At 61.2% G+C, this 12,561-nt stretch carries 14 protein-coding genes; 4 read left to right on the top strand and 10 right to left on the bottom strand.

Annotated elements, in window-relative coordinates:
• Positions 1 to 163: 163 nt before the first annotated feature.
• Positions 164 to 1,096, bottom strand: a complete 933-nt coding sequence (locus tag U5G49_RS32820) for a LysR family transcriptional regulator (RefSeq protein ID WP_193445932.1) — start codon at positions 1,094 to 1,096, stop codon at positions 164 to 166.
• A gap of 30 nt (positions 1,097 to 1,126) precedes the next feature.
• A complete protein-coding gene (locus U5G49_RS32825; RefSeq protein ID WP_018246809.1) occupies positions 1,127 to 1,834 on the bottom strand; it encodes a UTRA domain-containing protein in 708 nt (235 codons plus the stop codon).
• 226 nt (positions 1,835 to 2,060) lie between these two features.
• On the opposite strand from U5G49_RS32825, the gene U5G49_RS32830 reads away from it, so the two are divergent.
• The 4 genes from U5G49_RS32830 to U5G49_RS32845 all read left to right on the top strand — a co-directional run bounded on the left by U5G49_RS32830 (position 2,061) and on the right by U5G49_RS32845 (position 5,081).
• Positions 2,061 to 2,888 carry a transporter substrate-binding domain-containing protein gene (locus U5G49_RS32830; RefSeq protein ID WP_026188802.1) on the top strand — a complete coding sequence of 276 codons (828 nt, stop codon included), beginning with the start codon at positions 2,061 to 2,063 and terminating at the stop codon, positions 2,886 to 2,888.
• Between the two features lie 98 nt (positions 2,889 to 2,986).
• Entirely contained in the window at positions 2,987 to 3,628 is a 642-nt protein-coding gene (locus U5G49_RS32835) for an amino acid ABC transporter permease (RefSeq protein WP_027683074.1), read from the top strand.
• Positions 3,625 to 4,293, top strand: coding sequence for an amino acid ABC transporter permease (locus U5G49_RS32840; RefSeq protein WP_193445931.1), 669 nt, complete (start codon positions 3,625 to 3,627; stop codon positions 4,291 to 4,293). Before U5G49_RS32835 ends, U5G49_RS32840 begins: the two co-directional genes overlap by 4 nt.
• Positions 4,290 to 5,081, top strand: a complete 792-nt coding sequence (locus tag U5G49_RS32845) for an amino acid ABC transporter ATP-binding protein (protein WP_113542862.1) — start codon at positions 4,290 to 4,292, stop codon at positions 5,079 to 5,081. Before U5G49_RS32840 ends, U5G49_RS32845 begins: the two co-directional genes overlap by 4 nt.
• Before the next feature lie 50 nt (positions 5,082 to 5,131).
• Here the strand turns inward: U5G49_RS32845 and U5G49_RS32850 are convergent, their stop codons facing one another.
• The 8 genes from U5G49_RS32850 to U5G49_RS32885 are packed head-to-tail and all read right to left on the bottom strand — an operon-like array spanning position 5,132 to position 12,548.
• On the bottom strand, positions 5,132 to 5,485 hold the full coding sequence (locus U5G49_RS32850) for a cupin domain-containing protein (RefSeq protein ID WP_193445930.1): 354 nt from the start codon (positions 5,483 to 5,485) through the stop codon (positions 5,132 to 5,134).
• Positions 5,478 to 6,146: a cysteine hydrolase family protein gene (locus tag U5G49_RS32855; protein WP_027683078.1), complete on the bottom strand. Its 669-nt coding sequence runs from the start codon at positions 6,144 to 6,146 to the stop codon at positions 5,478 to 5,480. Before U5G49_RS32855 ends, U5G49_RS32850 begins: the two co-directional genes overlap by 8 nt.
• Positions 6,146 to 7,696 carry an ABC transporter ATP-binding protein gene (locus U5G49_RS32860; protein ID WP_168319921.1) on the bottom strand — a complete coding sequence of 517 codons (1,551 nt, stop codon included), beginning with the start codon at positions 7,694 to 7,696 and terminating at the stop codon, positions 6,146 to 6,148. The genes U5G49_RS32855 and U5G49_RS32860 overlap by 1 nt, the downstream gene beginning before the upstream one ends.
• 1 nt (position 7,697) lies before the next feature.
• Positions 7,698 to 8,753 carry a cyanuric acid amidohydrolase gene (gene atzD, locus U5G49_RS32865; RefSeq protein WP_193445929.1) on the bottom strand — a complete coding sequence of 352 codons (1,056 nt, stop codon included), beginning with the start codon at positions 8,751 to 8,753 and terminating at the stop codon, positions 7,698 to 7,700.
• Positions 8,753 to 9,454 (bottom strand): biuret amidohydrolase, encoded by a 702-nt coding sequence (biuH, locus tag U5G49_RS32870; RefSeq protein ID WP_193445984.1) that lies wholly within the window; start codon positions 9,452 to 9,454, stop codon positions 8,753 to 8,755. Before biuH ends, atzD begins: the two co-directional genes overlap by 1 nt.
• A gap of 11 nt (positions 9,455 to 9,465) precedes the next feature.
• On the bottom strand, positions 9,466 to 10,482 hold the full coding sequence (locus U5G49_RS32875) for a formamidase (protein ID WP_193445928.1): 1,017 nt from the start codon (positions 10,480 to 10,482) through the stop codon (positions 9,466 to 9,468).
• A 12-nt stretch (positions 10,483 to 10,494) separates the two neighbouring features.
• A complete protein-coding gene (locus tag U5G49_RS32880) occupies positions 10,495 to 11,421 on the bottom strand; it encodes an ABC transporter permease (protein ID WP_193445927.1) in 927 nt (308 codons plus the stop codon).
• A complete protein-coding gene (locus tag U5G49_RS32885) occupies positions 11,421 to 12,548 on the bottom strand; it encodes an ABC transporter permease (protein WP_182564174.1) in 1,128 nt (375 codons plus the stop codon). Before U5G49_RS32885 ends, U5G49_RS32880 begins: the two co-directional genes overlap by 1 nt.
• Positions 12,549 to 12,561 lie beyond the last annotated feature (13 nt).

Genomic DNA, 12,561 nt, shown 5'->3' on the forward strand with positions numbered 1-12,561 from the left:
TATCGCCAGGCGCAAATTTTCATCAATATCGCGTAGCTGAGTTCCGTTTTAGTTTTTCTAAAGTGTTGGCTTATAGCGCCGCGCGTCTTTTCTGACGCGCAAAGGACGCTGTAACATTTTTGAAGCGATGCATAATTTCTCAAATCGATTCCGATTTGAGAAATTATGCAGCAGGAGCCGATGCCGAAGCCTGCTGACGGGAAATAGCAATGAGCCAATCGCGGAATTCGCGCCCGTGGGGCTTCTGCAAGGCAGCACGATCCCAGGCGAGAAAATAGCTTTCACGCAGTGCAATGCGCATGTCGACCGGAATGACGAGCGTTTGCGCCTCAAGCTCATCTGATATCATCGACATTTGTGCGAGCACGACGCCGCGCTTGTTGACGGCTGCGTCAATTGCACTGCTCGACAAAGTGAAGGAAAGGCCGGGCGTCGACACATCGAACGCGACGCCGGCCTTGGCGGCAAACTCCGCCCAGCTGGGGTAGGGGGTGAAGTGTCGTTCCCACTCGACATGGAGGAGGGGTTGTTGGAAAAGATCGCGCGCCGTATGTGCGCGATCCTGCATCAGCGCCGGCGAGCAGGCCGGAACGACCCAATCGCGGAACAGTTCGGTATAATGTTCGTGCTGGAGGACGTCCGATCCGTAGCTGACGCGGAAATCGACATCGTCGAAACCGATCCGGGGCTCTTTGTCGCGTCCGATAATCCTCACTGGAACTTCGGGATGAAGCGCCTGCCAGTCGAAGATGCGCCTGCCGATCCATTTGTTGACGACGGAGGAAAGCGCACTGAGCACCAGTGCCGTCTCGTTGCGCGCCTTTTCCAACAGTTGCTGAGCGAGCGCAAATTGCTCGAACCCCTTCGATATCTCCTGATGGTAGAGCCGGCCCCAGGCGGTCAGCTCGACGGTTCGCCCGCTGCGCTCCAGAAGCGAAATTCCAAGAAAGCTTTCGATCTTGCGAATCTGCTGGCTGATGGCCCCCGGCGAAACCCTCAGCTCCAGTGCCGCGGCCGTCACGCCGCCGCAGCGCCCCACCGCCTCGAACGCCTGCAAACTTTTCAGCGGTATCGCCTTGAGGCGCTCATCGGTCACTTGAAGAACCTCTCGTGATTTGCGTCGAACTCAATTTGCTGCCGGATGAAACGTCCCCGCAAACTGGAACCGGTCGCCCGGATGGGTAAACTCGACATAGGTCACCGTGCGTCCGTTTTGCCAGGTCTGGCGAATGAGGCTAAGGCAGGCCTCGCCACGTTCCGTCTGCAGGATCCGCGCCGTCGTAGTGTCGGCCGAGACGGCGCGAATGACATGTTTGGCCTTGGACCAGGGAACCTCATCAAGCAGCCATTTGCCGGGCGGAATTGAAGCAAAACTCTCCTCTCTCGCCCGTGGGACAGCATCGAGCATGATGATCCGCCGCTCGATGGCATTCGGTCTGCCGTCGACGATATGCAGGCACTGAAGCCTGAGAACTTCTGCATCGGCAGGCTCCGACAGCTGCTGTGCCTCCGCCTCTCCAAGGCGCTCGATCTTGCGGGCGAGGATTTCGAAGCGGTGTTCGTGCCCGGCCAGTTCCGCTTCGGTGCTGATATCCTGGATATCCATCACCGTGCGGTCGATCTGGGGCGATGCGACAAACGAACCTGTCTTGCGCCGTCTGACGATCATGCCGCGCTCGGCGAGCGCCGACAGCGCCTTGCTGACTGTCATCCGCGAGCACCGATATTTCGCCGCGAGTTCGTGTTCGACGGGAATACGGTCACCGGGCCGCCAATCACCGCTGATGATCTTCGTCTCGACATCGGTGAAAATACGCTGATAAATCGACACCAAGCCCGCACCTCATCCGGCGTCAACGATCATAAATTCAGGAACGGTCATGCCAGCGAGATCGACGCCACCCGGCACAAATTTTGCGTTCCTCGTCTTTTACATTGACACTCTAGGCCAGCCTATATCTATTTGTATAGTCAAAAGCGGAGCATAGAAATCCGCGCAGAGGAAATCGAAGTCGGGAACCAAAACTCCTCCGCCGGGGGAATAAACTGGAGAGATGATCATGAAGGCAAATTCACTGCTGAAGGGTCTGGTCGGCGCTGCGTTCCTGTTCGGAGCAGCCGTTTCCGCCCATGCAGCCGACACGCTGGCCGCCGTCAAGGCAGCCGGCACCCTCAAGGTTGGCACCGAAACGGCTTTCGCACCGTTCGACTATATCGATGCCGGTGAACATACCGGCTTGAACGTCGACCTCTTTGCCGAGATCGGCAAGGAACTCGGCGTCAAGATCGAGTGGATAGCGCTTCCTTGGGACGGCGTCTTCCCCGCGCTTGAGGCCGGCAAGTTCGATGTCGTCGCAGGTCCTGCAACGATCACCAAGAAGCGCATGGAGCGCTATCGCTTCACGCCGCCGATCGCCGAAGCGACGATCGCCATTCTGAAGAAGGCTGGCGACACGACGATCAGCAAGCCGGAAGATATTGCCGGCAAGACGATCGGTGTCGGCAAAGCAACTGCCCAGCTCGACCAGCTGAAGGAATTCTCCGGCACGCTGCCGACCAAAGTCGACGTGCGCGAATATCCAGCCTTTACCGAATCCTACGCCGATCTCGCCGCCGGCCGCATTGCCGGCGTTGCCAACTCGCTGCCCAATATCGCCTTCGTCGCTAGCCAGCGAAAAGGCACGTTCGAAGTCGTCCTGCCGCCATTCGGCAAGAAGTCCTATTTTGGCTTCATCGGTCTCAAGGATGCCGATCATGCGCCCCTGATGGATGCGATCGATGCCGCGATGCTCAAGATCAAGGCAGACGGACGTATGGCGGAGCTGCAAAAGAAGTGGTTTGGTGCGTCTTTCGATACGCCTGATGCTGTCAAGGATCCTGCATTCTGATTAGCCGCCGGTGAAACGAACGCGCCCCGCCATCAGTCGGGGCGCAATCCGCCGTGGGATCAAAGTTCACGGCCGCAGCGCCCAGGCAAGCACCGCCCATGTCCATCAAGCTATTCGAACTGCTTCTGCAAGCCTCGATCTACACGGTGACGATCAGTGTGGTCTCCATCCTGATCGGCTTTGCGATCGCGATCGTCATTTCAGCCATGCTGCTCTCACGGCAACGGCTTTTCGTGTTGCCGGCGCAGATTTTCATTAGTTTCTTTCGTGGTGCACCGCTGCTGGTCCAGCTGTTGCTGATCTACAATCTGCTGCCGGTGATTGGCATCAACGTGCCGAGCATCGTTGCGGCCGTCGTTGGCCTATCCTTGTGTACTGCGGCCTATCAGGCTGAAAATCTGCGCGGTGGTTTTTCCAGCGTTCCCGTGGGCCTGGTCGAATCTGCCGAAATGGTCGGCATGACTCCCATTCAGATCTTCCGCCGCATCAAGGCGCCGATCGCCCTGCGCCTGACTTTCCCGGCGCTCGTCAATGAAGCGATCCTTATTCTGAAGGCGTCTTCGCTCGTCTCTGTCGTCGGAATCGTCGAGCTCACACGCATGGCTCAGGACCTTGCCGGCAGCACCTTCCTGCCGCTTGAGATTTTTGCTTCCGCAGGCCTGATCTATCTCGTCATCAATTGGATCGTTGCCCTTGCGGGCGGCCTGATCGAACGCTCCCTGCCAGGAGTGCCGCGATGACCTTCGATACCAATGTGATTTTCAGCAACTTGCCGGAGATCCTCCACGGTGCGTGGGTCACCATCCTCATCTGGATCGTCACCACTCTTGCCGCTGCCCTACTGGGTTTCCTAGTCGCTGTCGCGCGACGTTTTGGCGGGGTGCTGTTCGACAGAGCGTTCGGCCTTGTCATCGCAGTGCTACGCGGCACGCCCTTCCTGATTCAAATATTCCTCGTCTATTATGGCGGCCCCTTCGTCGGATTGTCGCTCGATCCGATCCCGGCCGGCATCGTCGGCCTTTCCATCTACGGCGCGGCTTATTTCAGTGAGATATTCCGCTCGGGCTTTGCCGCCGTCCCGAAGGGACATATCGAGGCCGGCCTATGCGTTGGCCTGACACAAGGGCAGATCATCCGGCGCATATTGTTGCCGGAGATGACCATGCTGGTGTTGCCACCTTCCGTCAACATGACGATCATCCTCATGAAGGAGACGGCCGTTCTGTCCATCATCACCGTGCCAGAGTTGACGGCGACACTCAGCGCCATCGGCTCGCAGCAATATGCTTTCGTCGAGGCGCTCTTCGTCCTTGCGCTGTTTTATTGGGTACTGGTCGAAATCACCGGCTGGCTCGGCCATCTCGCCGAAACGAAACTCACCAGATTCAGGTTTTTTAACATATGAGCGTTCCTGCGATCGCAGTCAAAAATCTCGTCAAGACGTTCGGCGGTTCCACCGTGCTGCACGGCATCGACCTCGAAATCGAGCAGGGACAAGTCTCCTGCGTCATCGGCCCGTCGGGATCCGGCAAGAGTACGCTGCTGCGCTGCATGGCGTTTCTGGAGGAATCGACGAAAGGGACGATTGCCGTCAACGGCGAGGTGCTTGGCTTTGCGGAAAACGCCAAGGGTGTCCGTGAGCGGGTGCCGACTGCTGTGAACCGGCAGATTCGATCGCAGATCGGGATGGTTTTTCAGCAGTTCAATCTCTGGCCGCATATGACGGCGCTCGGCAATGTCAGCGAGGCGCTGAAGACCGTTCATAAGATGAGCCGCAGGGATGCGGAGGAACGGGCCATGGCCCAGCTCGTCAAGGTCGGCCTGGAGGGCAGGGCGGGGCACTATCCATCGCAGCTCTCGGGAGGGCAACAACAGCGTGTCGCTATCGCCCGGGCGCTTGCCCTCAACCCGAAGATCATGCTGTTTGACGAGCCGACCTCGTCACTCGATCCCGAGCTGACCGGCGAAGTGCTCAACGTCATGCGCGATCTCGCCGCCGAGGGCATGACGATGGTCGTCGTCTCCCACGAGATCGGATTTGCCGCGACGGTCGGCCAGCAGATCATCTTTCTCGATCACGGCAAGGTGCTGTTCACCGGCCCGCCGCAGGACGTCTTCAAACGGCCGAGAAACCCGCGCCTCGAACAATTCCTGGATACCTATATCGATCGCGGGGCCTCGATGCTGCTGTGAAATTCATGTCCTTCCGGATCGTCGGGCAGACCTCCAAGGCCGGCGCGGGTTCAGGCAATTTCGTCTTCGAGTATTTTCACGGGCCGGTCCCACTGGATGAGTACGACACAGCCGGTATTACTCCAGACCGAGTGTTCGCTGCCCGGCGCATTGACGATATAACTGCCGCTGATGTAATCGCCCGTCTCGTCGGATTGAACGCCGTCGAGCACCAGGATGGTCTCGAGCCCTTCGTGGCGATGGCGGGGAACGGAGGCGCCGGGCTCATATTTCAGCAGCGCCACGCCCGGCTGATCACCCTCGAAGGGGCGGATCCAGTGAATGGTGACAGCATCGCGGAAGGGGCCGAATTCCAGCTCCTTCCAGCCGCCTGACATCAGGCGTTCGCGGGTCGTTTCAGGCATGGGCGATACTTTCCAGAATGTCGTCGACATGCGCGGTCCAGCCGACGATCGCGCCTTGGGCGCGGATCATGGCGATGGCTGCGGCTTTGAATTCTGGGAAGTAGCTTTCCGTCGCCTCCTCGGCGAGAAGGCATTCATAGCCGCGGTCGTTTGCTTCGCGCATCGTCGTCTGCACGCAGACTTCGGTGGTGACACCGGCAAAGACCAGCTGACGAATGCCCTTCTCTTGCAACACGGTGCCAAGTTCGGTGGCGTAGAAAGCGCCCTTGCCGGGTTTTTCGATGACGACTTCGCCCTTCACCGGAGCGAGTTCCGGCAGGATTGCCGTGCCGGGTTCGCCTGAGATCAGGATGCGGCCCATCGGACCTTCGTCGCCGATCTTGAGCGACGGATTGCCACGGTCGCGTTTGGCCGGCGGCAGGTCCGAAAGGTCCGGCCGGTGGCACTCCATCGTATGGATCACAGGCAGGCCGGCATTGCGGAAGCCCAGAATGAGGCGTTTGACATCAGGCACGATCCTGGTGATACGGCTGACATCATTGCCGAGGCTTGCACCGAAGCCGCCGGGCTCGGCGAAATCACGCTGCATGTCGATGACGATGAGGGCGAGCTCATCGTGCTTCACCGGAAAGGCGAAAGGTTCAGCTTTGATCTTCGCCATCAATGATGCCCCGCCATGTGGGCGCCGATCACGCCAATATCGGCCGAGCGCGCCGGTGTCTCGTAAACCAGCTTGCCTTCCGAAATGACCATGATGCGGTCGGACATCTCGAGCAGTTCGTCGAGGTCCTCGGAAAGCAGCAGCACGGCAGCGCCCAAATTGCGTGCCTTCATGATGCGGGCGCGGATTTCGGCGACGGCCGAGAAATCGAGACCGAAACAGGGGTTCGAGACGATCAACAGATCGACATCGCCGGTCAGTTCGCGGGCGAGCACGGCACGCTGCACGTTGCCGCCCGAAAGCGCTGCGATCGGCGAGGAGGAAGAGGCCGTCTTGACCTTGAAGTCGGAGATCAGCGCCGAGGCACGCTTCTTCATGCTGCCCTTGTTCAGCCAGATTGCGTCCTTGCCGTCCGATTTCAAGTCGAAGGTGCGAAACGCAAGGTTCTCGCTCACGGTCATCTTCGGCGCACAGGCATTCTGCAACGGTTCTTCGGGGATGAAACGCACCCTGTTCTTGCGGGTCTCGTCGCGGGTGGCGCCGTAAGCCTCGCCATTGACCATGACTTGGCCGCTATCGGTCGGGCGCTGGCCGGCGAGTATTTCCGTCAGCTCCTTCTGGCCGTTGCCCGATATGCCGGCAATGCCGACGATCTCGCCGGAGCGGACTGTAAGCGCGTCGATCTCGATCGTCTTCAGGCCGGAGCGATCCGGAGCTTTCACCTGGCTTACAGTGAGCACGGATTTGGCCGCTTCCGCCACCGGCAGACGGCTGTCGAGCTCGGCGAGCTTGACGTCGCCGATCATCATCGCCGCCATCTCGGCGGTGGAGAGCTCGCCGACCTTACCGGTGCCGACCAGCTTGCCGCGCCGCAGGATCGAAACGGCATCAGCGAACTTCGTCACCTCGTGGAACTTGTGGGAAATCATCAGCACGGTGAGCTCGCCGCGCTCGGTCATCCCGCGCACGATGCCAAGCATCTCATCGGCTTCGGCGGGCGTCAGCACCGAAGTCGGCTCGTCGAGGACGAGGAAGGAGCGGCCGAGATAGAGCTGCTTGACGATTTCGAGCTTCTGCTTTTCGCCGGCGGCAAGCTCGCTCACCGGCCTGTCGAGCGGGATCTTGAACGGCATGCGCTCCATGAAATCCGCCAGATCCTTGCGTTCCCTGGCCCAGTTGATCACCGCGGGCACTTCGGTGCGGCTGATGACCAGGTTTTCCGCACCGGTCAGGGAGGGAACCAGTGTGAAATGCTGGTAGACCATGCCGAGCCCATAGGCCGCGGCATCCTTGGGTGAGGCAACCGCCACCTCGCGACCGTCGACCGACAGCGAGCCTGAGGTTGCGTGATAGAAGCCCATGATGCATTTGACGAGTGTCGACTTGCCGGCGCCGTTTTCGCCGAGAAGCGCGTGAAAAGACCCGGCCGGAACGACGATCGAGACGTTGTCGAGCGCGGTGAAGCTGCCGAAACGCATGGTCATATCGAGCGTCTCGATGCCGACGGCCTTGCCGGCTTGCGGAAGGGGCGTGTCGCGGACTGTGCTCACTTCATTGCTCCTTTTCGACGATGATGGCGACGGGACCGCCGCCGGGCGGACCCTGGTGTTCGGCGCCGCCGGACACATAGAGATCGGTAATCCCGAAGATGCCGGCGAGAACGCCGCCGACGAAGGCACGGGCATGGCGGGTGCCTGCAATATCCGAGTCATCGAGCATCGTGTGGCGCCTGCCGCCGATCCTGCCGGACGGGTCCGGCTCGGCCTTGGCGAGAACCGCCGCCAGCCGGCTGTTTTCCGGCAGGCGTTCGCGGGCTTTCCTGACGGAATGCGCGTCGATCGCATCCCCCATGACCGCGTGGTCGATCGACAGCGGACCGGACCATTTTGCGCTCATGCCGAGGACGATGATTTCGTGATCGGTGAGTTCGACCCCGGACGAGGTTGAGGCGCAGCGGGAAAAGAGATCGAAACGTGTGCAGATGTCGGCATCGCCGATCGATGTCGCATCTATCTCGCCGAGTGCCACGGCGACGCCGAGAGCCGAAGCGCCGCGCGAGAGGCCCATGGATTTCAGCGTGTCGTGGGTTGCGACCGTCCTGCCTGCTGCCTCGGCCTCGGCAATCCGGCGCGAGGTGAGCAGCGGACACTTGATCTGCACGAAATGGACATCGGCGGGATCATCGATGCCGGCATCCCTCATCGCGGACTTCACGCCTTCGGCAACGAGCAGGATCTGTTCCCGGCGCCCGAGATGTTCGGGGGGCAGCGCGGGGGTACGCGACACACCAATGGCCAGCGCCCGTTCGCCCGGGGTTTCTACGGTTTCACGCGCAAAAACCGTCCAATGCGGCGAGAGCGCACCCTCGGTGCCGCCGGACATGATGATCGAGACGCCGTCGACGCCATATCTGCTGAACAATGTCTCGAAGCTGCGGGTGGCATAACCGCGGGTAAAATCATTGACGCAGCCGTTGCCTTCCGTCTTGCCGAGAACGGCGACGACGTTGTTCGCCTGAAGGCCGCTGGCAAAGAGCACCTCGACGCCGGCAACGTCATCGGGGCCGTCGGCTGGCACGCGAAAGACATGGGCACGCAATGACGGCATCAGGGCAGCGCCTCGACTAGAGCCGAGGAATGGGAGACCGAGCCGAAGACGCCGCCCTGCATCTTCACCATCTTGATCGCGGCGAGGTGGTTTCCGTAGTCGGTCGCACCGCAGCAGTCTTCCAGCAGCAGGCATTCGTAGCCGCGGTCGTTTGCCTCGCGCATCGTCGTCGAAACGCAGACATCGGTGGTGATCCCCGTGAGGATAATGTTCTCGATGCGCTTCTGGTTGAGGATGAGTTCGAGGTCGGTGGCGCAGAACGAACCCTTGCCGGGCTTGTCGATGATCGTCTCGCCTTCGATCGGGTAGAGTTCGGGGATGATGTCCCAGCCGGGTTCGCCACGCGTCAGGATGCGGCCGCAGGGGCCGGGATCACCGATGCCGGCGCCGATCCGCTGCGAGCGCCAGCGTTTGTTGGCCGGCAGATCGGCGAGGTCGGGGCGATGGCCCTCGCGGGTATGGATGATGTGGTAACCCTTGGCTCGCATGGCGGCAAGCACATGTTTGATGGGTTCGATCGGCGCCTGCACCAGCGACAGGTCGTAGCCCATGTGGTCGACATAGCCGCCCTTGCCGCAGAAATCCGTCTGCATGTCGATAATGATGAGGGCGGTGTTATCAGGCCTCAGAGCGCCGTTATAGGGCCACGGATACGGATCGGCGTCGATAAAATGCCCTTTGGTTTCGACTATCGCGTCCATCATTCTCTCTCCTATTCCGCGGCAGGTTTGAGGGGTTCGCCGTAGCGGCGCATCGGCTTGTCAAATCCGCAGGACGTGCCGTCCTTGACCTTTATCTCGTCTTCCCACGGCAGGCGGTATTTGCCGGCGATCAGGTCGTGCATGTAGGTGTAGGGCGCATCCTGGGCGCCGCCGGCGACGGCGACATAGCCGCGATGGCCGAACTGGTAGATATTGTTCTCCACGCCCCAGCCGAGCCGGGCCTCGCGCACCAGGTCGGGACGCACCTCGGCGGTGATGATCTCGTTGGGCCGGCCCGAGGTGCCGTGGGCGATGATCGTGCCGTCGAAATTGCAGATCATGCCTTCACCCATGGAATCGAACGTGCCGTCCGAGCCGCACATGCAGACATTTGCGGTGATCATCAGATTGCAGAAGGCGTTCGCCTGGTTGGTGAAGCGCCAGGCATCGCGGATCGGCGCCGTGTAGCCGGCGGTGCGGATCATGATTTCGGCGCCCTTATAGGCGCATTCGCGCGCCATCTCCGGGAACATGCCGTCATGGCAGATGATCAGCGCGAGCTTGGCGCCCCGTGGACCCTCGATGACAGGGATGCCAAGATCGCCGGGCTCCCAGGGCTCGACGGGGATCCAGGGATGCATCTTGCGGTAATAGAGCTTCAACTCGCCCTGATCGTCGATGACGATGCCGGAATTGTAGGGCATGCCGCCAGGATTCAGCTCCATGATCGAGAAGCAGCCCCAGATCCGGTTGTCCCTGCAGGCCTGCTTGAAGGCCGCGACCTCCGGCCCGTCGAGCGTGCACATGATCTCCGGATTGATGTCCATGGAAAGGCCATGCAGCGCGTATTCGGGAAAGACGACGAGGTCCATGCCCGGTTGGTTGCGCCGCGCCTTGGCCACCAGATCGACGATCACCTGCGTCTGTTTTGCCAAGTCCGCTTTGGTGACGGTCACCGGCAGCTGGAGCTGTACCATGCCGATACCGACACCGTGTTCGGATTTGTTGAGGCCGCCAAGTCCGTTCATCGGAAGGCTCCGTTATTTCGTGAGCGACAGCGCGCCCGGCGCACCGGCGAGCGAGCGGGTGGGCGAGGAGGTGGCGATCAGGATGACGAGGGTGAGCACGTAGGGTGCGGCGTAAAAAAGGTAGTAGCCTTGTGTGACGCCGACCGATTGCAGCGCCGGGCCGAGCGCGCCAGCGCCGCCGAAAAGCAGGGCAGCGAGAAAGCAGCCGATCGGGTTCCAGCGGGCGAAGATGACGAGGGCCACGGCCATCAGGCCCTGGCCTGACGAGATGCCTTCGTTCCATGAGCCCGGATAGTAGAGCGAGAGGTAGGCACCGCCGATTGCCGCCAGCGAACCGCCCACTGCCGTTGCCAGCAAGCGAACCCGGTCCGGATGGATGCCCATGGCCCGGGCCGCGTCGGTGCTGTCGCCGACGACGCGCACGATCAGGCCGATGCGGGTGTTCTTGAAGGCCCAGAACAGGAAGAGGGCAAGTGCCGCGCCGATGAAGAAAAGCACGTTGATATTGAGCGCCGCCTGGACCTGCGGCGTGCTCGACCAGCCGCCGAGCGGGATCGAGGGCAGTTTCGGCGCGACCGGCTGGATGAAGGATTTGCCGAGGAAGAACGCCATGCCGAGACCGAACTGCATCATGGCGATGCCGATGGCGATGTCATTGACCTTCGGGAATTTGCAGATCCAGCCGTGGATGAGGCCGAAGATCGCACCCGCCATCATTGCGGCCAGCACGCCGAGGGTCGGCGAGCCGGTCATGACGGCCACCGCATAGGCCGTCATGGCGCCGAAGACCAGCGTGCCTTCGAGGCCGAGATTGATGCGGCCGGAGCGTTCGGTGATCGTCTCGCCGAGGCTGACGAAGATGAAGGGGGTGGAAACGCGAATGGCGCCGGCGAAGATCGCCAGCGGCACGCCCCAGATGCCGATGCCTGTCTCTTCCATCAGAGGCTCCTTTTCCAGAGGTCGGGATTGAAGATCTTGAAGCGGCCGTAGAAGGTCTCGCAGAAGAGAATGACGATGAAGAGCGTCCCCTGCAGCACCAGAACAGTCGCATCCGGCAGGCCCATGCGCCGCTGGATGAGGCCGCCCGAGGCGTCGATGCCGCCGAGCAGGATCGCGACCGGAATGATCGCCAGCGGATTGTGCCTGGCGAGGAAGGCGACGAGGATACCGGTATAACCGTAGCCGGCGGCAAGCGAGGCATTGGCACTTCCCTGCACCGCCGCCACTTCGATCATGCCCGCCAGGCCGGCAAAGCTGCCGGCAAGCGCGGTAAATCCGGCAATCAGCTTGCCAACCGGCAGTCCCTGGATCTGCGCGGCGCGCACGTTGCCGCCGGCGATGCGGGCGGCAAACCCGTAGCTCGTCGCCTCGATCACGATCCAGGAGAGCATGCAGGCGAGGATGCCGATCACGAGACCCCAATGCACGTCCATGCCGGGAATATTGCCGAGCATGTATTCCGCCGGCAGCGGCCTGGTCGACGGCTTGTTGAGGCTTGCAGGATCGCGCAGCAGCCCTTCGACGAACTGGTTCATCAGGGCAATGGCGATATAGGAGAGCAGCAGCGAGGAGATGGTTTCGTTGACGCCGCGGTAATGGCGCAGGAAACCGGCAAGGCCGATCCAGATGCCGCCGACCACCATGGCAGCGATTGCCATCAGAATGAGGGTGAGGAAAACAGGCGCGGTGCCGGCGAGCGGCAGAGCCATGGCTGCGGCGGCAACGCCGCCCAGCACGACCGCTCCTTCCCCGCCGATGATGACGAGGCCGAGACGGGCGGGCAGGGCGACGCAGAGTGCCGTCAGGAGAAGGGGTGCGGCACGACTTAAACTGTTCTGCACCGAAAACCAGCTGCCGAAGCCGCCGGTATACATCAGTTGAAAGAGGGTGGCCGGCGACTTGCCGACCGCCAGGATGAAGAGGGAGAAGAGCGCAAGACCGATCAGGATGGCCGCAAGGCCGATGACAACAGGCTCGGCTCGCCGCGCGACCCATTCGAGGACGGGGCGTAGCGAAGCCGGTTTTTCCACGATGGCTATTGCGGGATCATTGGCCTCGATGGTCATGGCGCTTCTCCCT

Source organism: Rhizobium indigoferae (assembly GCF_034554815.1).
Taxonomy (GTDB): Bacteria; Pseudomonadota; Alphaproteobacteria; order Rhizobiales; family Rhizobiaceae; genus Rhizobium; species Rhizobium leguminosarum.

Coding starts and splice junctions, on each gene's coding strand:
- U5G49_RS32830 (WP_026188802.1), top strand. CDS start 2,061: ATGAAGGCAAATTCACTGCTGAAGGGTCTGGTCGGCGCTGCGTTCCTG.
- U5G49_RS32835 (WP_027683074.1), top strand. CDS start 2,987: ATGTCCATCAAGCTATTCGAACTGCTTCTGCAAGCCTCGATCTACACG.
- U5G49_RS32840 (WP_193445931.1), top strand. CDS start 3,625: ATGACCTTCGATACCAATGTGATTTTCAGCAACTTGCCGGAGATCCTC.
- U5G49_RS32845 (WP_113542862.1), top strand. CDS start 4,290: ATGAGCGTTCCTGCGATCGCAGTCAAAAATCTCGTCAAGACGTTCGGC.
- U5G49_RS32850 (WP_193445930.1), bottom strand. CDS start 5,485: ATGCCTGAAACGACCCGCGAACGCCTGATGTCAGGCGGCTGGAAGGAG.
- U5G49_RS32855 (WP_027683078.1), bottom strand. CDS start 6,146: ATGGCGAAGATCAAAGCTGAACCTTTCGCCTTTCCGGTGAAGCACGAT.
- atzD (WP_193445929.1), bottom strand. CDS start 8,753: ATGCCGTCATTGCGTGCCCATGTCTTTCGCGTGCCAGCCGACGGCCCC.
- biuH (WP_193445984.1), bottom strand. CDS start 9,454: ATGGACGCGATAGTCGAAACCAAAGGGCATTTTATCGACGCCGATCCG.
- U5G49_RS32875 (WP_193445928.1), bottom strand. CDS start 10,482: ATGAACGGACTTGGCGGCCTCAACAAATCCGAACACGGTGTCGGTATC.
- U5G49_RS32880 (WP_193445927.1), bottom strand. CDS start 11,421: ATGGAAGAGACAGGCATCGGCATCTGGGGCGTGCCGCTGGCGATCTTC.
- U5G49_RS32885 (WP_182564174.1), bottom strand. CDS start 12,548: ATGACCATCGAGGCCAATGATCCCGCAATAGCCATCGTGGAAAAACCG.